This window comes from Drouetiella sp. (assembly GCF_059504425.1).
The window spans coordinates 34,399-56,894 of the sequence record NZ_JCACIN010000053.1 but is presented as its reverse complement, the minus strand read 5'-3'; the positions used below and the strand labels follow the sequence as shown (position 1 = coordinate 56,894).

General features: G+C 50.6%; 23 protein-coding genes. 10 read left to right on the top strand and 13 right to left on the bottom strand.

What is annotated here, in order from left to right:
* Positions 1-16: 16 nt before the first annotated feature.
* Positions 17-619: a PadR family transcriptional regulator gene (locus AC5JMP_RS13260; RefSeq protein ID WP_495851950.1), complete on the top strand. Its 603-nt coding sequence runs from the start codon at positions 17-19 to the stop codon at positions 617-619.
* A 34-nt stretch (positions 620-653) separates the two neighbouring features.
* On the opposite strand, the gene AC5JMP_RS13255 is transcribed toward AC5JMP_RS13260, so the two are convergent.
* The 4 genes from AC5JMP_RS13255 to AC5JMP_RS13240 all read right to left on the bottom strand — a co-directional run bounded on the left by AC5JMP_RS13255 (position 654) and on the right by AC5JMP_RS13240 (position 4,497).
* Positions 654-1,784 carry a CO2 hydration protein gene (locus AC5JMP_RS13255; RefSeq protein ID WP_495851949.1) on the bottom strand — a complete coding sequence of 377 codons (1,131 nt, stop codon included), beginning with the start codon at positions 1,782-1,784 and terminating at the stop codon, positions 654-656.
* Between the two features lie 134 nt (positions 1,785-1,918).
* Positions 1,919-2,233 carry a P-II family nitrogen regulator gene (locus tag AC5JMP_RS13250; RefSeq protein ID WP_495851948.1) on the bottom strand — a complete coding sequence of 105 codons (315 nt, stop codon included), beginning with the start codon at positions 2,231-2,233 and terminating at the stop codon, positions 1,919-1,921.
* Between the two features lie 25 nt (positions 2,234-2,258).
* Positions 2,259-3,230, bottom strand: coding sequence for a sodium-dependent bicarbonate transport family permease (locus AC5JMP_RS13245; protein WP_495851947.1), 972 nt, complete (start codon positions 3,228-3,230; stop codon positions 2,259-2,261).
* Positions 3,231-3,576: 346 nt separating this feature from the next.
* On the bottom strand, positions 3,577-4,497 hold the full coding sequence (locus AC5JMP_RS13240; protein ID WP_495851946.1) for a LysR family transcriptional regulator: 921 nt from the start codon (positions 4,495-4,497) through the stop codon (positions 3,577-3,579).
* A 103-nt stretch (positions 4,498-4,600) separates the two neighbouring features.
* Between AC5JMP_RS13240 and AC5JMP_RS13235 the strand changes: the two genes are divergently transcribed.
* The 5 genes from AC5JMP_RS13235 (at position 4,601) to AC5JMP_RS13215 (ending at position 9,123) form a co-directional block, all read left to right on the top strand.
* Positions 4,601-5,311: an SDR family oxidoreductase gene (locus tag AC5JMP_RS13235; protein ID WP_495851945.1), complete on the top strand. Its 711-nt coding sequence runs from the start codon at positions 4,601-4,603 to the stop codon at positions 5,309-5,311.
* A gap of 173 nt (positions 5,312-5,484) precedes the next feature.
* Positions 5,485-6,162 carry a response regulator transcription factor gene (locus AC5JMP_RS13230; RefSeq protein ID WP_495851944.1) on the top strand — a complete coding sequence of 226 codons (678 nt, stop codon included), beginning with the start codon at positions 5,485-5,487 and terminating at the stop codon, positions 6,160-6,162.
* 280 nt (positions 6,163-6,442) lie between these two features.
* Positions 6,443-7,468 carry an ABC transporter substrate-binding protein gene (locus AC5JMP_RS13225; protein ID WP_495851943.1) on the top strand — a complete coding sequence of 342 codons (1,026 nt, stop codon included), beginning with the start codon at positions 6,443-6,445 and terminating at the stop codon, positions 7,466-7,468.
* 60 nt (positions 7,469-7,528) lie between these two features.
* Positions 7,529-8,323 (top strand): ABC transporter ATP-binding protein, encoded by a 795-nt coding sequence (locus AC5JMP_RS13220; RefSeq protein ID WP_495851942.1) that lies wholly within the window; start codon positions 7,529-7,531, stop codon positions 8,321-8,323.
* Entirely contained in the window at positions 8,320-9,123 is an 804-nt protein-coding gene (locus tag AC5JMP_RS13215) for an ABC transporter permease (RefSeq protein WP_495851941.1), read from the top strand. The genes AC5JMP_RS13220 and AC5JMP_RS13215 overlap by 4 nt, the downstream gene beginning before the upstream one ends.
* A 13-nt stretch (positions 9,124-9,136) precedes the next feature.
* Here the strand turns inward: AC5JMP_RS13215 and AC5JMP_RS13210 are convergent, their stop codons facing one another.
* Complete coding sequence (locus AC5JMP_RS13210; protein WP_495851940.1) at positions 9,137-10,909, bottom strand: CHASE domain-containing sensor histidine kinase; 1,773 nt, start codon at positions 10,907-10,909, stop codon at positions 9,137-9,139.
* Between the two features lie 241 nt (positions 10,910-11,150).
* Between AC5JMP_RS13210 and AC5JMP_RS13205 the strand changes: the two genes are divergently transcribed.
* Entirely contained in the window at positions 11,151-11,777 is a 627-nt protein-coding gene (locus AC5JMP_RS13205; protein ID WP_495851939.1) for a methyltransferase domain-containing protein, read from the top strand.
* A 103-nt stretch (positions 11,778-11,880) separates the two neighbouring features.
* Here the strand turns inward: AC5JMP_RS13205 and AC5JMP_RS13200 are convergent, their stop codons facing one another.
* From AC5JMP_RS13200 to AC5JMP_RS13185, 4 genes are all read right to left on the bottom strand, one after another.
* Entirely contained in the window at positions 11,881-12,366 is a 486-nt protein-coding gene (locus AC5JMP_RS13200) for an allophycocyanin (protein ID WP_495851938.1), read from the bottom strand.
* Positions 12,367-12,598: 232 nt separating this feature from the next.
* Positions 12,599-13,501 (bottom strand): ABC transporter ATP-binding protein, encoded by a 903-nt coding sequence (locus AC5JMP_RS13195; protein ID WP_495851937.1) that lies wholly within the window; start codon positions 13,499-13,501, stop codon positions 12,599-12,601.
* Positions 13,502-14,275, bottom strand: coding sequence for an ABC transporter permease (locus AC5JMP_RS13190; RefSeq protein WP_495851936.1), 774 nt, complete (start codon positions 14,273-14,275; stop codon positions 13,502-13,504). It abuts the gene before it with no gap.
* A gap of 217 nt (positions 14,276-14,492) precedes the next feature.
* Positions 14,493-14,714 (bottom strand): hypothetical protein, encoded by a 222-nt coding sequence (locus AC5JMP_RS13185; protein WP_495851935.1) that lies wholly within the window; start codon positions 14,712-14,714, stop codon positions 14,493-14,495.
* A gap of 13 nt (positions 14,715-14,727) precedes the next feature.
* Here AC5JMP_RS13185 and AC5JMP_RS13180 point away from each other — a divergent pair, with 13 nt between their 5' ends.
* On the top strand, positions 14,728-15,414 hold the full coding sequence (locus AC5JMP_RS13180) for a Crp/Fnr family transcriptional regulator (RefSeq protein ID WP_495851934.1): 687 nt from the start codon (positions 14,728-14,730) through the stop codon (positions 15,412-15,414).
* A 37-nt stretch (positions 15,415-15,451) separates the two neighbouring features.
* A complete protein-coding gene (locus AC5JMP_RS13175; protein WP_495851933.1) occupies positions 15,452-17,353 on the top strand; it encodes a M61 family metallopeptidase in 1,902 nt (633 codons plus the stop codon).
* Between the two features lie 100 nt (positions 17,354-17,453).
* Here the strand turns inward: AC5JMP_RS13175 and AC5JMP_RS13170 are convergent, their stop codons facing one another.
* Positions 17,454-17,576 carry a hypothetical protein gene (locus tag AC5JMP_RS13170; protein WP_495851932.1) on the bottom strand — a complete coding sequence of 41 codons (123 nt, stop codon included), beginning with the start codon at positions 17,574-17,576 and terminating at the stop codon, positions 17,454-17,456.
* Here AC5JMP_RS13170 and AC5JMP_RS13165 point away from each other — a divergent pair.
* A complete protein-coding gene (locus AC5JMP_RS13165) occupies positions 17,563-19,632 on the top strand; it encodes a chromosome segregation ATPase (protein WP_495851931.1) in 2,070 nt (689 codons plus the stop codon). The two genes, AC5JMP_RS13170 and AC5JMP_RS13165, sit on opposite strands and share 14 nt — an antisense overlap.
* A 32-nt stretch (positions 19,633-19,664) precedes the next feature.
* On the opposite strand, the gene AC5JMP_RS13160 is transcribed toward AC5JMP_RS13165, so the two are convergent.
* The 3 genes from AC5JMP_RS13160 to AC5JMP_RS13150 form a co-directional block, all read right to left on the bottom strand.
* Complete coding sequence (locus AC5JMP_RS13160; RefSeq protein ID WP_495852163.1) at positions 19,665-19,967, bottom strand: c-type cytochrome; 303 nt, start codon at positions 19,965-19,967, stop codon at positions 19,665-19,667.
* 92 nt (positions 19,968-20,059) lie between these two features.
* A complete protein-coding gene (locus AC5JMP_RS13155) occupies positions 20,060-21,085 on the bottom strand; it encodes a D-alanine--D-alanine ligase family protein (RefSeq protein ID WP_495852162.1) in 1,026 nt (341 codons plus the stop codon).
* Entirely contained in the window at positions 21,085-22,428 is a 1,344-nt protein-coding gene (locus tag AC5JMP_RS13150; RefSeq protein WP_495851930.1) for an ATP-grasp domain-containing protein, read from the bottom strand. Before AC5JMP_RS13150 ends, AC5JMP_RS13155 begins: the two co-directional genes overlap by 1 nt.
* Between the last annotated feature and the right edge of the window lie 68 nt (positions 22,429-22,496).

Here is a 22,496-nt window from a genome sequence, read left to right as displayed (position 1 = left end):
GGGAGGCTGGCGGAGATTGGAAAAAATATTTTGCGATGCTAGCCCCTTTCTCTCTACATTTCTGATTTCAAGGCACAGCGGGAAAGGGCAATTTGGCGGAGAAGGGCGGTTTAAAGGCAAAGGCGGCATTCGACGGGGCGAAGCTCGTTACGTCATCCTGGATGCGCTACGCGATCGCCCCAAGCACGGCTACGAGATTATCAAGACATTGGAGGAGCGATCGTCCGGTCAGTATGCACCTAGCCCTGGCACCGTTTACCCAACCCTGCAATACCTCGAAGATAGGGGGCTGGTGCGCACCGTTCAGGAGGCAACCAAGCGCGTCTATCATCTGACCGAAGCTGGACAGACGGAGCTAGATACTCATGCCGAGGAAATCAATGCCTTCTGGACACAGTTTGCAGTTGCAGACACTAGCCCAGCTGAAATCCGCTTTCTGCAAGATGAGCTAGATCTACTGACGCAGACCGTCTGGGGTGGACTGCGATCGGCTCAACAAGATGAGGCTCAACGAGATGATGCCCTAATCCGGCGAGTTCGACAGGCGGTAGAAAACTGTCGCAATGAGATTCGCCGCATCCTTACTGAACCGGATCGGTCTCTGGAAAAAACGGAATAGCCGTTGCGAAACAGTAGCGTCACTGTCTAAAGGCTTACTGAACATTTAGCAAGCGAGAACCCACAAACCGATCCATCCAGCCTTCCAGATAGGCGCGATTAGCCTGCTGCTGTTCTGGATCAGTTGTGGTGCGGGGGTAGGGCATTAAGCCAAAAATAGCCGCTGTGGTGACGCAAAACATGGATTTTTGGAAGCTGAGGCAAATTTTTACCCGCAGATCGTCATCGCCTCGCAGCCCCTGCATATAGACCTCGCGCAGGTAGTTGGGAATGTAATGCAGCATGTCCTGCATCAGCAGCGTGGGTGGAATGCCGGAACCGCCGATCGGCAGCGGATCGGCAAACAGCGCGCCATAGTTAAAATCTGCCTGATTATGAGAAATTTGCCCTGCCTGGGCGTTGTAAGACACCGTGCCAAAGAAAGGGAACGATCGAAAAAATACAGCCTCAACGTAGGGTATCGCCGTGTCCTTCAGAAAGGTTAGCCCCACCGATGCCGGAATAATGTCATACACCTTGCCCTTAATTTCTACCGCATAGGTAATTGGGTTAGCGGCAGCCGCCACCAGCGCATCCTGAATATGCTGCACGACCTGAGCAATGGTCTGAATTTCACCGCGATCGTAGCGATCGGACAAACTCAAAAACATCCGGCTCATCACATCCCAAAACTGACCCAAGGCACTGTAGTAGCACATCATTCTCACCTGCTCTGGCAAGAAGTCTGGAAACAGGCGATCGAGTCCTTGCACCAGAAAGTCACCCTGGATTTTTGCCCGAATTGCCGCTCTGACATGTTGGTCGAAGGCTTCACTATCCAGGTAAGTATCCAGCCCCTCTGCCCCATGCCAAAACATTGACTTCATGCAGTATTCGGCAAATTCATAGTTGATGCGATCGTGCCACCAGTGTTTCAGCAGCTTAGGCAGCGTCACTTCACCGTTGAAATACTTGAAGAAGGGAAACATCACCAAAAACTGATGCTCGGCGATGTAGTTGAGGTTGCGCTGATAGGCATCCAACACGTGACCATAGCTTTTGAGTACGCCCACTACCTCCAACACATTTTCGGGAGAGTCGGGCAGCAGAGCGCCTCCTGCTTCCAGATGGTAGAGGATATCGGCAAGCGGATGATTGGAGGAAGGCAGGGCGAGGGTTTGAGTCATTGCAGGAGGGCGAGGAAGCGATTTCCCGATAGAGATCTCTAGCGGTAGTGTTCTTTTATCTAGTGTTCCTTTCTGACTGAGCTGAGTCAAGGAAAAAGTTGAGTCAAGGAAAAAGTTGAGTCAAGGAAAAACAGCTATGTGGACGCAACCCGCAGCGTCGATCGAATCTCTGTGGCATCTGAGAGGTAGCAAATGCCGCCAAACTTGTTGAGAATGGGGCGAACAACTTCGGTCACGCGCTGCGTGAGATCAGGCGGAAAGAAGGCAATGACGTAGACGTTATCAAGCATACTCATCACCAAGTCATCTGTAACCTGACCCTGCTGACCTTTACCTACAACGTTGCGAACTACAGTGTAGCTAGGCACACCTACTTGATCGAGGCTAGCCAGAATTTTTGCCAGTTCGGCAGAGCTGGCAATGATTTCCATGCGGGTAACGGGAGTCATAGGAAGAGTGGGAGATGAAAGAATATCAAGGCCAGAACAGGCGAATAACGTAGAAGTAGAGCGGAATACCAACAATGATGTTGAAGGGAAAGGTGACGGCAAGCGCAGTTGAAATGTAGAGACTTGGGTTTGCCTCTGGCACGGTGAGGCGCATTGCCGCCGGGACTGCAATGTAGGAAGCGCTGGCGCAGAGGACGCAGAATAGCAGCGCATCGCCTTCTGACAGCCCAATCAACTTGGCAATGGCGATCCCGATCGCTGCATTTAAGATGGGAACCAGAACGCCAAAGGAAATGAGAAAAGCTCCCGCCTTCTGCAAATCTTTGATTCTGCGGGCGGCTACTAGCCCCATGTCTAGCAGGAAAAGCGTCAGAACGCCGTAAAATATGTCTTGGGTGAAGGGCGACAGAAATTTCCAGCCATGCTCACCCGTCAACGCACCAATCACCAGGCTACCGATCAACAGGAAGACTGAGCTGTTGAGGCAGGCTTCTCGAATCACCTCCGACCAAGAAAACTCCTGATCATTAGTCTTCGCGGCATATATTTTGACCAGAATTAAGCCAATAATAATGGCAGGCGATTCCATCAGCGCCAGGGCAGCAACCATGTAGCCGTCATACTGCAACCCAATCTCCTGGAGAAATGAGCTAGCCGTGATGAAGGTGACAGCGCTGATCGAGCCATAGGTTGCCGCGATCGCCGCCGCATTGTAAGGATCGAGCTTCCGTCTCAGAATGAAAAACGTGTAGATGGGCACCACAACAGACATGAGGACGGCGGCTGAGAGCGTCAGCAGCACTTCTAGACTGACTCCGCTTTTGACCAGCTCAACGCCTCCTTTGAAGCCGATCGCAAACAGCAGATACAGGGAGAACAGTTTAGGAATCGGCTGAGGAATTTCTAAATCAGACTTGGCAAATACCGCCAGCATCCCTAGAAAGAAAAACAGGATGGGCGGGGTCAGGACATTAGAGAGAACCAGGCTAATGTCCATGGTCGCTAGGCTCCTGAGAGATGAGATTGGAGGGGGGGAAGGGAGGAGCGATCGCGGAGTAGGGCATTAAAATATTAGATTCACAGAAACTCCTATCAGTCCACTGTATAAAATTGTGGGTCATCTGGACGATAAGAATCGCGAATGTTGGATTTTTCTGCAAACTTCTGGGCGATCGCAGAAGTCCCTATGAAGTTTGCCTACACAAAGTCTCGACGATCGATCACACGGAGGCTCGTATCTTCTATCAAAATGCCAGCATCCCCTGATAGGCGATCGCCTCCACTCAGAAAATGAGCGTTAAAGAAGCTGCTTAAAGCAGCTCGCTAGAAAGAGCATATTTACACTACTGACTGTTCAGTGAGTGAATCTGCTCACAAATTTCAATGAGGCGTGACCTTAGCCACTGCTGTCTACCCTCAAGATGATTGCGTTCATGCCACATCATCTTGAGGGTAGTGGGTGCCAATTCGATCGGCAAAGGCACAATATGCAACTGCTTTGCTACTCCACTTAATTGCACAATGCGATCGGGCAATACGGCAATCAAATTTGATTGGGCAATGATTCCAGGCGCAACGGCAAACTGGTTGACGGTCAATGCAATCCGCCGCTGCAATCCTAGGTCTTGCAGTAGGCGATCGATCGGTCCTGTGGATTCTCCAGAGAGAGTAACCAACAAATGCGCGGCTTGGACGTACCGCTCTAGGGTCAGCTTTTTTGCTGCGAGCGGGTGATGCTGACGCATGATACACACGAAAGGCGAGGTAAGGAGCGAGTACGATCGCAATCGGGAGCCAGGATTGGGAAACACCCCGATCGCCAGGTCAATTTCTGCCTGTTCCAGCAGCATGGGCGCATCAATATAGGTTGTTGGAATAGTTCGCAAATCGACTCTGGGAGCTGTTTCTTCCAGCACTATGACTAGCTTTGGCAGAATTAAGTTTGCCGTAAAGTCGTTCATGGCAATGCTGAATGAGGTGGCTGCCGTCGCTGGGTCAAATTCAGCAGGGTCTAAAGTTTGCCGAATTTGAATTAACGCTTCTCGCAAAGGCTGCCAAATCCGGATTGCTTTGGGTGTGGCACGAACCCCCATCGGCACTTTGATGAATAGCTCGTCCTCTAGTAAATGGCGTAACCGTTTGAGTGCATTGCTAACCGCAGGTTGCGTCATATGGAGACGATCGGCTGCCCGCGTGACATTCAGTTCTGTCATTACGGCATCAAAGACCCTAAGCAAGTTGAGGTCAAGCTGTTCGTAATTCACTGCTCGTCATTCATCATAGTGATAATGCTCATAGTAATAATCAATTAGACAATATAATAATCTGCTTTTATCTTCAAGATGTAAGCAGTAAAGGTTATGCACAATGCAATTAGAAAACCAAAACGTAGTGATTATTGGCGGTAGTTCTGGGATCGGTTTTGAGACTGCACAATGGGCAAAAAAGCAGGGTGCGATCGTCACAATTACGGGGCGCAATCTGATTAAGCTAGAGCAAGCTGCCAAAGAACTCGGTAATGTCACAATAGCAATCGTGGATATTGCTCAAGAATCTAGTGTGCAGCAGTTGATGGAAGCTTTTGATCACGTCGATCATCTCGTTGTATTGGGTGCGAGTCTAGCGTCGGGGACAGTCGTAGGAACTCCACTGGAACAGTTGGCACGACCAATTGATGAACGGATTTGGGGTGCAGTTTATGCTGTGCGTCATGCGGCTCCCAAAATGTCAGGCGGTTCAATCACATTGATGTCAGGGCTATTTTCCTCTCGTCCCATTGCTGGAATGTCGATCGTCGCGGCGGCTGTAGGTGGAATTGAAGCCATGACTCGATCGTTGGCGTTAGAACTGGCACCGATACGGGTGAATGCGATCGCCCCTGGCTATATCGATACGCCTTTGCTCCAAGCCGCCTTTGCAGACCAGTATGAAGGTGTAGTCAAAGCTCAAGCTGCAACATTGCCGACCCAGCGTATTGGCACAGCGAGTGAGGCTGCTCAGTCCATTCTATTTTTAATGACTTCTGGCTTTATCACGGGTGAAGTTTTGCATTTAGATGGTGGGGGTCGCTATGTCTAAATATGTAGGGTGGGTCACAATTTCACGGTACTTTTTGTAGAAGGATAGATTTGCAAGGTTTGTACTTTGACATTGCTAAACTTCTGGATTTTCCAGGATATATTTCCCAATGTAAAGTCAGAAAATGTGCCTTTAAACTCAGCGCCTTTGATCTTAATGCAACAGGCTAGACGATGCGGATTCTGTTAGTGGAAGACGATAGCCAATTGGCAGAATCTCTGACTGAAGCACTTAGCCTACAGCGATACATTGTGGATTGCGCCAGAGACGGTGAATCTGCATGGGAAAAGACACAGGCATTTGCCTATGACTTGATCTTGATGGACGTGACCCTGCCGAAGCTAGATGGCATTCGCCTTTGTGAGCGGTTGCGCGATCGCGGTTGCTCTTCCCCTGTTCTCATGCTCACTGCCCGTGATACAAGCCTCGATAAGGTAATAGGGCTAGATGCAGGTGCAGATGCCTATATGGTGAAGCCGCTGAATTTGCAGGAACTGCTGGCGCAAATTCGGGCTTTGCTGCGTCGTGGGCAATCTGGCACCTCTCCCGTTTTACGATGGGGCGATCTGTCGCTTGATCCGGGGAGCTATGAAGTCATGTATGGGCGATCGCCGATCCGCCTCACGGCTAAAGAGTTTGCGCTGTTAGAAACGCTGCTCCGATATGGCAAGCGCGTCTTGAGTCGAGCGGCCATGATTGAAAGCGTTTGGACATGGCAAGAGTGTCCAGAAGAAGACACTATCAAAACTTATATTAAGAACTTACGAGCAAAGCTCAAAACCGCAGGCGCGCCAAGAGATCTGATTGAAACGGTGCATGGCGTGGGATATCGCCTAAAAAGCCTAGATTAAGCGAAGCACTTGCGTTTTTAAATACAAGATGCACTCAGGGCGATGAATATCAGTATTCGCTCTGAATGAGCTTTGAATTCTTCAAGAAACCCTGACATTCTCCACGATTTCTCCACGAAAGCATCCCTGAAATATACAGGTTAGATCTATACGCTGATGCTTAACTTTCGAGAGGTGATTTCGCATCGGAGAAGGGAGAGGGATACAAATTTATGAATCGCTTTTTGTATCTTTTGATGCAATTCTAACCTTGATTTTATCCACTGTAAAGGTGAAGCCCATGAAGATCCACAGACGACATTTTCTTCAAGTGAGTGCAGGTGCAGCAGTAGCGATCGCAGCTCACGGCTGTACGCAACCTCAAGCTCAATCACCCGCTACGATCGCAGGTGCAACAAACTCAGAGAATCCCGGTAAAATTTCGATTGGATTTTGGCCCGTTGCAGCTGGGTTACCTTTATTTATTGCTGAAAAGAAGGGATATTTCAAAGAGGCGGGGCTAGATGTGGAGGTGGTGAAATTTGCCTCGGCTAACCAGGTGGCTGAGTCTCTGATTGCAGGACGGCTCCAGGGCACGGGGAATGGGGTCGCTAGCGGTGCCCTAGGGTTATCAGAAATTGCGTCACCGGGGTTGTTCAAGATTATTGCAGCCAATCCCAGCAGTGCAGAATACAAGCTGGAGCAGGTGATCGTGGCGAAAGACAGCCCGATTCGCTCGATCGCTGATCTGAAAGGTAAGAAACTGGCATCTGGGCCAGGGGCACAAAATCTGGCGATCGCCCAGGAAGTTTTGGTCAAAGCAGGGGTTTCAGATCCTCAAGTGCAGCAGCTTGAGATTCGGCAGCATGTGGCGGCGATCGAGTCTGGACAAATTGATGCGGCTTACACTTTGGAACCCACAGGTACCGTTGGTGATATGAAAGGAATCACCCGCGTTTTGGAATATGGGGTAGTCTCCAAATACATTTTAGGGAATGCAAAAGCGCCCTGGTTTGGCGGGGCAGCAGTCCTCAGCAGCAAGTTTATTGAACAATATCCCTCTACCACCAAAACCTATATAGAGGCATACCGCCGCGCTGTGCAAGAGATTCGCGATAAACCCGATGAGGTGCGGCAATATCTTGTGGGTTATACCGCGATCGAAGGGGAGCTAGTGCAGAAAGTGCCCCTTGTTGCCTATACCCTGTATGACGAATTCAAGCCAGAAGACGTCAGCTATTTTCAGAAATTCTTTGATTTTATGACCGATAAAAAGGTGTTCTCGAAGCAGGTTGATGTTGCCAGCCTGATGTACAAACCTGCTTAATTGTTCACGTTCGATTCATCTGGAGACACGCTGAAGACCCTTATTCTGGGAAAACTTATTATGACGAGAGATGCCGTACTCACGCCCACCATTGCCCCACCCGAACATTTCATTTCTGTGCAGGGCTTGTGCAAGTCGTTTGCAGGGCAACCGCTGTACGAGGACTTCAACCTCGATTTACCCAATAACCAGTTGGTATCCGTTTTTGGCCCTAATGGATGCGGTAAGTCTACGCTAATTAACATGATCAGTGGATTGATTCCCATCGATCGCGGTGAGATTCGGATTCATGGCAAGCCGATTCGCCGCGCCAAGATTGGCTATGTGTTTCAAAACTACCGGGATTCCATGTTTCCCTGGATGAGTGCCTATGACAATATTGCGTATCCGCTCCGGGTTAAAGGAATGCCAGAGCCAGAATGTCGCGATCGCGTCGAGCGCTTAATCAGCACCTTCAATATTCGTCTTGATCTGAAACGCTATCCCTACAGTTTCTCTGGGGGACAGCAGCAGTTGGTGTCGATTCTGCGGGCGCTAGTTGCTGATCCAGAAGTGCTGTTTCTGGATGAACCCTTCTCGGCGCTAGATTTTGAAACGACCCTATTTGTCCGTGACAAGCTCCAGGAAATCTTCATGGCAACGGGCATCCCCATGCTCATGGTCGTTCACAACTTGGAAGAAGCGGTGTTCCTGGCAGATACGGTTCTGCTGCTCAGCAAGCGTCCTACGCATCTGGTAGAAGCCGTCCCCTTCCAAGTTCCCCGTCCTCGCACTCCCGATACTCTCACCTCTCCCGAATTTATTGAAACTAGCCGTCACTGTTTAGAAATCTTTCGTCAGGAGATGCGGAAATGACTGCTTCAAGCGTTCGTTCATCTAATCGCATTCAAAAATTCTCTCTTGCTCGTGCCGATCAGCTATTGCCGCTAATTGGTGTACTGGCGCTGTTCGGAGTTTGGTGGCTAATTGCGATCTCCGGGTTTGTTAACCCCGTACTGCTGCCTACGCCGATCGCCACCCTCGGCACCCTGATCACCGGAATGCTGACGGGTACAATGCTGCCTGACTTTATTGCCACCGTGCTGCGAACCTTTAGCGCCTTCTTCATGGCGGCGGCTGTAGGCGTGCCAATAGGTGTGGCGTTGGGTAGTTCTGAAAAGCTCTATCGCAGCTTCGAGTTTTTAATTGACTTCTTCCGTTCCACGCCTGCAAGCGCGCTGATTCCCATGTTCATTCTCTTTTTTGGCGTGAGCGATTTTTCTAAAGTCGTCATTGCTGCCTTTAGCGCGTTCCTATTGATTGTGTTCAACAGCGCCTATGGCGTAATTAACGCCAAGCAGTCGCGTATCCTCGCGGCAAAGGTGATGGGCGCGAATCGTTGGCGAGTGTTTAAAGATGTATTGCTGTTGGAAAGCCTACCGCAAACCTTTATTGGGTTACGGAGCGGTATCAGTATTTCACTCGTGATTGTGATTGTTGCCGAGATGTTCATTGGCACTGAGCAAGGGCTGGGGAAACGGATTATTGATGCTCAGCAGGTTCTCAACGTTAAAGATATGTACGCCTCAATTCTGATCACAGGCATTCTAGGATATTTCCTTAATATGCTGTTTCTGCTAGTAGAAAAACGGTTCATTCACTGGAGTGGCAAATAGTCGGCAGAGGGTTCTACTCTAGGGGTAGCCGTACTGTTATGGTGGTTCCCTCATTGATCTGACTCTCGATCGCCCATATCCCTCGATGCAGTTCAACGCAGGTTTTTACTACTGCCAATCCCAATCCTGTTCCAGTTGCATCTCCTACATTGCTGCCTCGATAAAAGGGGTCACAAATGCGGGGTTGATCTGCGGCGGGAATGCCAATGCCGCGATCGCTAATCTGAATGATTGCCCTATCTAGATCGGCGCTTAACCTAAGTTGGATGGGGGCATCGGGAGATGAATATTTTGCCGCATTCGAGAGCAGATTGGTGAGGAGCGATCGCAGCAAATTCTTATCTAGAAAGGCTTTGATTGGCTGTCCTGCATTCGTAAACTGAATGGGTTGGCTGATGCCTAGCTGCGTCTCTTCCATAACCTGCTGGCAGAAGCATTCTAGATCCAGTAACTCTGGGTGAAATTCCAATTTCCCCACCTCTGCCCGCGTCAACATCAATAAATCTGCAATCTGCTGGCTCATCCGCTTTGCTGTCAGATGAATTCGCTGAATGTTGGTTTGCTTCTGTGCCTCTGTGAGCTGATTGTGGTTGATCTGCAGCGATTCGCTGGAGAGCAGGATAGTGCTGAGGGGCGTTCGCAGTTCGTGGGATGCCATCGAGAAAAAGCGAAACCGTAAGTTGCTCAAACTTTGAGTTTGTTCTAATTCACGATTCAACTGATGCAAAAACAGCACTAAACCGCTGGTCAGTAGCAATCCGGTCATCAGCGTCGCGATCGCTCCATATTGCGTTCCGGTATAGCCAACGGAGGGCGAAAAGACGATCGACCACTGCCGCTGTCCTACGGTTAAAGTCTGTGTGCAGCTCTCAGCAGAAGGGCAGAAAGGCTGTATTCCGTTAACTGATGACTGATTCTGGCTTGATTGCTTCTGACCTGACTGATTCTGGCTGGCAACGACCTGCTTGCGAGCCGCATCATATCGTCCTAAAAACTGTTCTGCGGGGTTGGCGCTCCGATCGTATACCGTAAAGTCAATCTCGTACTGCAAGTCCTGCAGAGATTCTTCCACAACATCAGATATGCGAAACACACCCAGCAATACCCCTGTGAACTGCTGGCGACGCAGGGCAGGTGCCTGATCATTTTGAGCTTGATAAATTGGCTGAAATACCAGAAAACCAAACTGATTACGTTTTTCCTGAACTAGCCGAATTCGTCCAGTAGCGGTTATGCTGCCCGTGTCTCTGGACTGCGCGATCGCGGCAGCGCGAGTCACATTAGAGTAAAGGTCATATCCTAACGCAGACTCATTGCCTACGAACGGCTCCACATAGGTGACAGGAACATAGTAGGGACGCTGAACAGCCCTCACCAAACTGCCGTCTCCCCCTAATTCAGTGATATTGAAGCGGGGATAGCCTTCTGACTGTACGGTTTGTTCGTAGGACAGACGATTGGCTTGCGGCACTACAGGTGCCCATTCCAAAGCCTGAATGCCAGAATAAGTTTGAAGCGATCGTTCCACAAAACTGGCAAAAGCTTGGCGATCGACGGGAGATTGCTCCACCTTATAGTAATCGCTCAAGAATGCCAGCAAGTCCGTATATCGGTTGAGGCTGCGCTGAAGGGCGGTCGCCAAGTTTTCAATTTGCCGTTGAAAGCGAAGCTGCCGATTAGATGCCTCCCATCTGCTAACAAAGGAAGTTACCAAAACCGACAATCCTATGCCTAAACTGAGAATCAGACCTAAGGTAGATTGGCGGTGCAGAAGGTTCTTTGGCATGGCTGCCCGTGGTGTTATTCTTAGCTATCCTGGCTGTAGCACCGTAAAACTATAGCAGTGCTTAATTCCTAGAGCGTACTATCAATCAGAGGCTTACTGTCGGGGCAGAAAGTGGATAGCGGGTATTATGAGGCGATTTTGGAAATGCATAGCGCTACGCACTTAGATCCAATGAGTTATTTTTTGAGAGCCGTGCTCCGCGCAGCTCTCAAAAAATAACTCGTCCTAAATTAATTACGTAATGTCCTATCAAACACGTACACCCGAATTTTGGGAAGGTCGCTATCAGGAGGGCACCGATCGCTGGGACTTAGGACAAGCCGCACCGCCTTTTATCCGATTGCTAAATGCCGCTGATGCGCCGCCGCCTGGATCGATCGCCGTTCTGGGATCGGGCAAAGGACAGGACGCTCTGCTGTTTGCCGAGCGAGGCTTTGAGGTGACGGGATTTGACTTTGCACCCTCTGCCGTTGCCCGTGCTGCGGAGGTGGCTCAGACTCGCGGATTGTCAGCTCAGTTTCTTCAGCGCGATATTTTTGGGTTGTACCCAGAATTTGCCGATCGCTTTGATTACGTCTTGGAACACACCTGCTTTTGTGCGATCGATCCCGCTCAGCGAGAAGCCTACGTTAATCTAGTGCGATCGATTTTGAAGCCTCAAGGTGAGCTAATTGCCTTATTTTGGGCACATGATCGTCCCGGCGGTCCGCCCCATGGCACAACCCCTGATGAAATTTTGCGGCAGTTTACCCCCAACTTTGAACCTGCTGTCTTTGAACGGGCACAGGATTCGATCGCCAGCCGCCAAAATGAAGAATACTTTGCCAGGTTTCGTGTCAAATCTGTTCTGCCTACAGGCAAGGGCTAGAAACCGAGGTCTACAAACCAGACACGCTCAAAGCGCAATGCCTAGCCTCCAGTCTTCAGCCTCCAGCCCTTAAATTTCAGGTTTAGGGAAGTTGGGCGATCGCCTACGACATCGACTGAATCATGTAGTCGAAGTAGGGAGAAGCCTCCGAAGCATCAGCATCGCTCAACAGCGCCAAAGAAGCCGCCTTCAGGCAGCGAATAGACTCCACCATGCCAGGGACAGGCACACCCAAAGAGTTATACATTTCTCTGACGCCGATCAGCCCAATCTTCTCAATCGGTCCTTTATCGCCTGCCAGTACGCCGTAGGTGACTAGACGTAGATACCAGCCGTAATCCCGCAGACACAGAGCGCGCTGCTTGTCGCCATAGGCATTGCCCCCCGGAGCAATGAAGTCAGGACGTTTGCGCCAGAGACTCTTGCTCGCTTCTTGAACAATCTTTTTCTCATTTTCAGCCAGCGTGGCGGCGATCCGTACCCGCTGCTCACCCGTTTGCAAAAACTCTTGAATGTTCTTCAATTCGCCGCTGCTAGGATAGCGCAGTTCTTCATCGGCATTGAGAATGACCTGACTAATTACACTCATAATTATGGGAATGACTATTGCAGTAATTCGGCTATTGGTCGTATTTTATCGAGTTTGGGGGACGAAAAGAAAGGGAAAAAGCCAGAAGGCTGAGAGGGAAAGCGTTAAGAATCAAGAATTCTTAATCTTTCAGCCCTATTTTTTAATGTCTGTAGCAACCGCCAAGGCGGTTAGGACGGGCACATGGCGGGGCGCGAAGCGCCCCGCCATGTCCTAAGCAAACTGGCGACAGCTATAGATCTGACCCGAACTGCGTGACCTCTATATAAATATGCTCTAATCGCACAGGTTGCCGACAAACCGAATCTAGAGGAATGCCTTGAAAACACTGCAAGATTTGGGATAGCTCCATGGCTTGAGGCAGCCAGAAAGCCAGATCGCTGCCGTATCGCCGGGGCGTAAAGCCGTGGGTCAAGGCCCGATCGATCGCCTGCTCTTCTTCAGGCGTTTTCACGATCGCAATTTCGATCGCCGGGATATGCCGCTGGAGTTCAGGCAAAGTGCCCTCAGCCAACAGCTTGCCGCCCTTCAGAATACCAATCCGCTGACAGAGGCGCTCGGCTTCTTCGAGCAGATGGGTCGTCAACAGCACTGTAGTCCCCTGATGCCGAAGCTGGCGAATCAGCTCCCAAATTTCGTACCGCGCCTCAATGTCTAGCCCAGTCGTAGGTTCATCTAAAATCACCAATCGGGGCTGATGTACCAGAGCGATCGCCATGCTCAACCGCCGCTGCATACCGCCACTCAGGGTTTCTACAGGGCTATGGGCGCGATCGCTCAAATTCACGGCTTCCAGACAGTAGCGCACCTGCTTCAGGCGAGTCTGCCGCGACAGACCGTAAATTCGGGCAAAAAAGTTGAGGTTTTCGGCGCAGGTGAGGCTGCGATAGAGCAAGTTCTCCTGGGGAGCAATGCCGATCAGCTTTTGGGTGGCTCCAGAAATGGGCTGACCATCAATTTTTACTAGACCGCGATCGGCTTTTAGCAGATTGCAAATAATGTTGATCGTGGTGGTCTTGCCCGCGCCATTGGGTCCCAGCAGTCCATAGATTTCTCCAGGTGCGATCGCCAGACTCAGATCTTGGAGCACAGAGCGATCGCCGTAGCCTTTGTTTAGCCTCTCAATCTGCAGCACTCATAGCCTCCTTTCGAGGGTGAGCATCTGACGGTAGGCCAGTCCGCTGCTGATCACCATTAGCAGGGCAAAGCCGATCAAGAAATAGAGGTGAGGAGCGATCGCTTCCACGCCATCTCCTGCGGCTGAAACTCCAGTCAGCGCTTCATTCATGTGATAAACCGGGTTATATTTGGCGATCTGTCGTAGTGGCGTGGGCAAAAAGCTCAGAGGCACAAATGCGCCGCCCAGCATCAGCAGGGGCACCCCAAATGCCGCAACCAAAGCATTAACGTCTTCAATCCGACGGGCAACTTGGGTGCCGAGGGTAAACCCCAATCCCACATAGGCAACAATGCTGAGCAGGATAATGAAACCGCCTAACCACAAGGAGCCATTGAAACGTGCTTCTAGAAACGCAGCGCTTGCATAAACCAATAGCGCTTGTCCAATACCAATGCAGCTATGAGCCATCAAAATTCCGCAAAAGTAGGACAGACCGCTGAGGGGGGTCAGAAACAGCCGCTTCAAGGTCTTCTGCTCCCGCTCGGAAACCACGGTAGCGATCGTGCCGCCCAAGCAGCTAAAAAACAGAGCCGCTCCCACCAAGGTCATTGGCGCGGCTGCTTCAAAAGCTCCTTTAAGCGTTGCCTGGGGCTGATCGGCGAGAATATAGCCATTGAGCAGCAGCACAAACACAGGAAACATGATCCAGAGAAATAGCGATCGCTGTCTACGGCACAATTCCAACAAAATTCGTTGCGCCACGGCAAGCGCTTCCTGCCAATACTTCATCAATACCCGAATGCCCTGCCTACGTCCTTCTGTGCGATCATACCCCGAAGATCGTGAGGGAAGAATGTTTGGCGATCGGCTTCATTAGATTTAGACAAGTGTCTGGAGTTGATCATGGCATTATATCTGGCGTGATATTCTGGAGGAGTTCGACTTCATCTGTAGGATCAGACAACCTGATCTTCCTTGAAAACCCTGCTTAGAAATGAAGACATTCTTAAACTTTTGGGTAGCATAGGCTAGATGCAAAGGTTGAGCTTCTCAAATTTTGATCTGAAGGCGATCGCTGTCCTTCCCATCTCGCCATCAGATTTCCCAAGATTTCCCAAGCCCGATAAGGTGTCACCGGAGCTAGTGAATGGCAAGGTTTGCTGACACAGGTTGTGGGGAGATAGGGATACAGGTAAAGGCTTACAGGAATAGTTTTCTTAGTTTCCATCTAAAGTACTTTCATGCAGACTGCTGTTTTTAGCGAACTGTTTCCGCTCTTCAATGCTGCGAGTCCTGAAACTGTTGAGTGGTTGCTCTCCATCACGGTTGAGCATGAGTATCCAGCAGACAGAGCCATTCTCATGGAAGACGCATGGGGAAATGCGGTCTATTTCGTAGAGTCGGGCTGGGTTAAGGTTCGTCGCCATGCTGGGGAAGATTTCTCGACGCTGGCGATTTTGGGACGCGGCGATTTTTTTGGAGAAATGGCAATTCTGGATGAGTCTCCGCGATCGACTGATGTGGTTGCCCTTTCTTCCGTCAAGCTCCTCAGCATTTCGGCGCAGAGGTTTATCCAGACGCTATTCAGAGACTCTCAGCTGCATCATCGAATGCTACAACTCATGGTGCGGCGACTTCGCCAAACCAATTTTCGCTTTCAGTTGCGCCACCAGCCGCCTGCCATCAAGCTTGCCAACACGCTCGTCTCTCTGGGCGAAAGCTATGGGCTTCCTAGTGAACATGGCACCGAAATTTACAACATCCCCTTTAGAGACTTGGCAGATGTCAGCGACATTACGCTAGACGAAACCGCCAAAATCATGGAAAAGTTGCATAGTAAAGGCTGGATCAGGGTATCTCCCAGCAGTCAAGCGATTTACCTAGTCAATATGCGGCAGCTTGCTCATCTGGCAGGGAAAATGCAATAGGGAATGCCCTAATTCTTCGTATCAAACTACCGTATTCATGACAGAAGCAACTCAAACTCGTCCTGCGGCTCTGCCTCGCACCGTGCAGATGCAATATCAGGTGGCAATGCCTCAGCCAGAGTCGCATCTGTTTGAGGTGACTCTACAGGTGAAGGGTTGGTCGTACAACCTGCTGGACTTGAAAATGCCCGTCTGGACACCCGGTTCCTATCTGGTACGAGAGTATGCACGACACTTGCAAGATTTCACGGCTAGCCACGGTACTGCCAGTCGCGGTACTGCCAGTCACGGTACTGTCAGTCAGGATATTGACCCCGCAGAAAGCAAGCTCACTTGGCATAAGTGCAGCAAAAATCACTGGCAGATCGAGGCAGACGGAGCCAGCGAGATAGAAATCCGCTATCGCATTTTTGCCAATGAGCTGACCGTGCGCACCAATCACTTAGACGCAACTCACGGCTTTTTCAATGGCGCAGCTCTGTTTTTATTCATTCCTGGATTTGAACAGCAGCCCATTCAAGTGGCGATCGCCCCTCCTCCCGAATGGCGCATAACTACGACGCTGCCGCCTGTGACCGCTCAGGAGAATACCTTCCTTGCAGCCGATTTTGATACGCTCGTAGACAGCCCGTTTGAGATTGGCACCCATCAGCTCTACGAATTTGAGGCAATGGGCAAGCCGCATCAGTTTGCCATTTGGGGACACAGCAACCTCAAGATCGATCGCCTGATTGCCGACACCCAGAAGGTGATAGCCGCCGAAGCTGAGATTTTTGGGGGCTTACCCTACGATCGCTATGTATTTTTGCTGCATTTGGCAAGCCAGGGTTTTGGCGGCTTAGAACATAGGAATTCCTGCACGCTCCTCTACTCGCGGCTGGGCTTTCGCACAGACGATCGCTACAACACTTTTATGCAGCTCGTGGCGCATGAGTTTTTCCATCTGTGGAACATCAAGCGGATTCGACCTAAAGGGCTGGAGATTTTTGACTATGAAGCCGAAAATTACACGCCTTCTCTCTGGTTTAGCGAGGGCACGACCAGCTACTACGATCTGACAATTCCTTTACGGGCAGGCCTCTACGATGTCAAAGCCTTCCTAAAGCTGCTGGGCAAAGAAATTTCGCAGTTTCTCTCGACTCCAGGACGGCGGGTGCAGTCCCTAAGCGAATCCAGCTTTGATGCCTGGATCAAGCTCTACCGCCGCGATGCCAACAGCAACAACAGTCAAATCTCCTATTACCTCAAGGGAGAGATGGTATCGCTGCTGCTAGATCTGCTGATTCGAGCCAAACATGGCAACGGACGATCGCTGGATGATGTGCTACGCAGCCTATGGCGGCAGTTTGGGCAATCTGGCTCAGATAACTCTGGCTTGGATAACTCTGGCTTGGATAATAGCGGCAGTCAGCTTGAAATCGGCTTTATGCCAGAACAGCTTGAGGAGACGATCGCCGCTGTCGCCGAGACTGATCTGTCGGAGTTCTTCAGCCGCTATCTCCACACTACTGCCGACCTGCCCTTTGACGAATATCTGGAACCTTTTGGACTTCAGGTGCAGCCCGAAAGCCTCGATCACTTGCCGCCTTACCTGGGGCTGGTGGCAAAATCTGAGAATGGCAAAGAGGTCATTAAGTTTGTGGAAAGCGGCTCTCCGGCAGCTCAAAGCGGCATTGATCCTGAAGACGAGCTATTGGCGATCGATGGGTGGCGTGTCAAAGCCGACCAGCTGGGCGATCGCCTCAAGGACTATGCTCCGGGCGATATTCTCAGCGTTACCCTGTTTCACCAGGACGAGCTGCGCACCTGCTCCGTCATCCTGAGCCTTCCTCGCCCGACTGCCTATCAGATCGTTCCGATCGAGCAACCCTCGATCGCCCAGCAGCAGAACTTTAGAGGCTGGCTGGGTGCAGAGTTGGCGGAACTGCAAAAAAGTTGAAGAAGAATAAAGGGGTGGTTTGAGCCAGACTTGATATGCTTTAAGCCAGACTTGATAGGATGTGTGGGGTGCAGCCAATGTTGCTGCATTGTGGAGTGGTTTAAGATATGACCGGAAAACACGGAAAGCCAGACCGACGATCGCCAAAGAGGTCGGGCAAAATTCCCCAGAAGCCAGTAAACTCATCAATCCCGCCGCTGAAATTTCCTTTGCCCCAGGACATGCCAGCCGCTCAGTCCCCTAGTCTCACAGATCCGCGCCCTGCCAAGCATTCACCCTCCTCTGGCGGGGTTGCCGTGCAGCCTGTGCGTTTGCCATCCCCGCCTACAGGGCAAGACAAAAGCCTATCGCTGCCGCAGTGGGTGCCCCGAAACTGGCAGTTTTGGGGTGCGCTATCCGTGATCACCTTTAGCGGGTTAGGCATTTTCTCCGCTCTGACCCTGTTTAGCCTACCAGATAGCCCCAACTGTCCAGCTATTTTTCTGCCGACTGCCTCTGCGTCTATGCGGCTCTACTGCGCTCAGATGCTAGCAGGTAAACACACGGTAGAGTCTCTGCTCAAGGCGATCGATTTAGTCAACGATATGCCCTCGGATCATCCGTTGCGCTCAGAAATCGATCGCAACGTCGAAGATTGGTCACAAGAGATTCTGAAGCTGGCGGAAGGCTCGTTTCAGAATGGCGAACTAGAAAAAGCGATTAGCACCGTTCGGAGAATTCCTGCTCAGACCGCTGCCTATGGATTGGTCACTCAGCAGATCGAAGATTGGAAAACTCTCTGGGCAAAGGCAGAAACAATTTATCAAGAAGCTGAGGAAGACCTGCGGCAGAACGATCTGAAACAAGCTTTTCTGACGGCAACTCGGCTGTTATCCGTGGGCAATAAATATTGGGAAACTACGAAATATAAGCAGCTCAGTGCTTTGATTACCGATACGCGCGTCGATGGTGGCAAGCTGGATAAAGCCAAAGGGCTGGCTGAACAGGGCGGCGTGGAAAATCTGCTGGCGGCGATGAAATTGGTTGAGGAAATTAAGCCCACCAGCCATCTGTATTCAGAAGCAACCAGCGTCACTTCTCAACTGGGGCAGAAAATGCTGGATTTGGCAGACGCAGCGCTCGATCGCCGCGACTATAAAGGAGCGACCAACATTGTTCAGCAAATTCCTGAGCGCGCCAACCTCAAAGCCGAAATCCAGGACTTCAATACTTTGGCACAAGCCAGGGCACAGGGCTGGGGCGGTACATCAGATGATCTGCAAGCCGCCATCCAGCAGGCTCGGAAGCTAAAGAACGATCGCCCTCTCTACAGCAAGGCTCAGCAGCTCGTTACCAACTGGCAATTAGAAATTCAGGACATTGCCTACCTAGAGCGTGCCCGCCAGCTTGCCCAACCCGGCAGCATTGGGGATTTATCTGCCGCCATTGCCGAAGCACAGCAAGTTCCTGCCAGCAATCCGCGCGGCAAGGAAGCCCAAGACGCGATCGACGGCTGGACAGCAACGATCCAAACGATTGAAGACCGCCCTTATCTGAATCGAGCCGAACAGTTTGCCAGCATTGGCGATTTGCCCTCGCTTCAGCGCGCCATCAACGAAGCCAGCCGTATCGGAGCCGGACGCGCGCTCTATGACCAGGCAGATCAGCTCATTCGCGATTGGACGAATCGAATTCAGCAAGCGCAGGATCAGCCGCTGCTCGATCGCGCCCGTCAATTTGCCAATCAGGGCAATCTTCGAGCTGCGATCGATACAGCTTCCCAAATTGGTGACGGGCGGGCTTTGTCGAGAGAGGCTGAAGCCAATATTCAAGACTGGACGCAGCGCAGCGAACAAGTTGAAGACCGCCCCTATCTGGAGCGCGCCCGTCAGCTTGCTGCCCAAGGCGATCTCTCGGCAGCGATTGCCACGGCAGGGCAAATTCGGGAAGGGCGATCGCTCTATGATGACGCTCAGGCTGATATCCGCACCTGGAGCAGTCAGTCTGAAGGATTAGATCGAATGCAGCAAGCCTATAGCGCCGCTCGCGTCAGCACGCCCCCCATGCTGCTATCTGCCATCCAAATTGCGGATCAAATTCCTGCCAACAGTCCGCAAAGATCCGAAGCCGATCGCATGATTGAACAATGGAGTTTCCAAATTCTCCAGAATGCTGAAAGTCAGGCGCCGTTTAGCCTCACGAGCGCCATCGCCATTGCCGAAAGTATTCCTCCAGGCACGGGGGCATACGGAGCTGCCCAGAAAGACATTCAGACCTGGCGACAACAGCTCCGCCGATAGTTTCCGCCAATAGTTTCCGCCGATAGTTTAGCCTAGCGCCAGCCTATCTGTGCTTGGTTTAGCACATACTCTGCGACCGACTGAATTTGCTCTGAGGTGAGGCGATCGCGATATGCCGACATATTGTTTTTGCCCTGAGTGACCAGAGTGGCGATCGCTTCTAGGGAGTCCACCTGATTTTTCTGGAGCGCCTTCAGCTTCAAATTTTTGCCTCGCCGCACGATGTTGCCCCCCTGAGCGTGGCATCCTGCACAGTGAATTTCAAAGACTTTTGCACCTGTAGCCAGTCCTGAAACGCCGCCGATCGGATCAGAGGCAGCAGGAGCGATCGGCATTGTGAGCAGGAAAATTGTTAATAAAAGAGCGATAATTTTCACGGATTCTCTGAGTCTTCCTTTTTTCTGTTGAGACGCATGATTAAATTGCGTTATTTAAAGTAAAGCGCATTATTTAAAACTATCTGGAAAAGCTCCTCTAAAGCCATTCCAGATGCTTTTGCCATCATAGAAATCACGCTTTTCTGAGCAAAAGAACAGTATAGTCCTGCCTCCAGAAACCAAGGTTGCCCGCTTGGATCGATGCGGAAATCAAACAGGCTGTAATGCCGACAGCCCAAAGCCCCGTGACATTTTTTAGCGGCATCCGCAACCCGTTCTGTGATCGGGTCGTCTGGAGCAACGATCCAAGCTTTGGTACTGTCCTTAGCCACCAGATTTAGGTCACCGTTTTTGTCCTGGTTGATCTTATCGTCGTAGTTCCGAATAGGCTTGTGATCTTTGTCCAAGCTGTACTCTTCCAAAGGCAGACAAACAAGCTGACCATCCCGAACGATAATGCCGCATCTCACTTCTCTACCAAGTTCAATAAATCTCTCTACCAGCACCTCATCTGCGTAAGCAAAAGCTGTCTTTAAGGCAGTGTCGTAGTCTGAGGCATTTCTGACCAAGGCCACTCCTAGAGAATTGTCTGCATCTACAGGTTTGATGACTGCTGGAGGGATAATTTGAGGATAGATTCCAGGACGAAGCAGTTCTCCTTGAGGTACTCTCACCCCTGCAGCTGCCACAACTGCTTTGGCTTTCGCTTTGTTAGCGGTCAACGCCATGACATCGGGTGTATTTCCAAGATAGGGAATGTTGAGTAGATCAAATAAAGCTCGATAGTAGGTCATGCCGGGGATGCAAAACATCTGGGGCAACATCACGTCAATCTTGAGCGCGGTCAAAACTTGAACAGCCTCAGCCAAGGGTAGGGGAATAGCTGTAGCGATCGCTTCATGACTCAGATCAGCAGGAAACCGCCATTGGCGATCGGGAGTAATGTAGGCAATATGAAATTCATACGCCGGATTAGCGATCGACTCCAAACAATCTTGAGCATAAAGGCGCGATAGATCACAGTAAAACTCGCTCACCGCAGACCCCACCAAGTGCAAAACCCGCAGTGCCATAATTAATCTCCTGCCATTTCGACAAGCTTACCAATATTAAAATCAATCCGAATCCAGCCTTTGAGCTGCCGCAAATTTTTGATCAATAGCCAGGGGATTTGCACGTGATGAACCATTAAAAATGGGAGTGGATCAGACCAATCAAAAATGGCATCTTTGCCGCTAAAAATAATTTGTAAGCGCTGCCTTATCTGGGTCGGCTGTGTTACCAATCGCCAGATTTCGTGGTAAATCCAATAAGTTGGGCGACTGGACTTCAGGGGTTGAATAACGGGAAAGCCATTTTCTAAATACGCCCTTGCCACATCGGCATGGTTATAAAACATCGTGATGGCTGAATGGGTGCGTGGATTACATTCGATCGCATAAACAGATCCATCCTCTGCCTGAATGAAATCAAAAGAAACTTGCCCCGTGAGATTTAAACCGCCAACAAACTGTCTAACCCACGCTTCGATTTCTGGCTTGTCCACCCTTTCATAATTGATCTGAAAAGCTGATGACTTACAGCAACAATGCATCTGCAATTCTCCATTGCGCACGGTGCTATGGGTGCAGTATTCTTGCCCCGGAATAAACGCTTGCATGATCCAAGGATTGCGATCGGAGATGGGCAAATCCTTGACAAATGCTGCTGTTTTCAGAGGTGTTTCACAGGGGAGCCGAGTCAGGTCTAGTCGTCGCACAGAGTCGTAGGGAATGCTCTTGAGAATGTATTTTCGCTCTTGCTTGGAAAAATCAAAGTCCGTTACCTGCTGCGGTTGGGTAATGCGATAGGAATCAGGGACAGTGAGACCTAGTGACGCTGCAATGACAGAGAATTCATATTTGTCATCTAGTTTTTGAACCGTTTCCGGATCAAAATGCATGACTTCACAATAGGCTGAGAGTGTCTGCTTCGCTTCAGCATCATAACGACTGGCAACTGGACTACAGACCGGAATATAAACATCTACTCCCTCATTCTGCACGATCGCCAGAAGCGCATCAGCATAGTCCTTTGCCTGCGGATTAGGTACGGTATAAAAGCGATCGACTGCCCAAGAAAAACGATGCCCCGTTAGCCAATATTTATGCGATTCGATTAGGATGACCCGATGACCTGCCTGATGAAACGATCGGGCTAGCTGCAACGCCTTCGTCATCTTGCCACCGCTGACCAAAATTGTTTTAGGATTCGCCACCGTCTTACGAGAGGGTCTCACCACGAGTGCCCTGAGCAAAGCGATCGCGGTCAAAGCGAGATTTAGAGGCAACACTAACAGCAGTAGGGCTAGGGTTGCCACCGTTTTCACTGCGTTTGCCGGAGCTTGCAGTCCCCTGTTGTCTGCCTTGTTAAAGACCATAGTGAGAACAATTGAGATATTAAAAAAGCTCTAAAAAAGCGATACTCCTACACCCTAATCTGAGAACA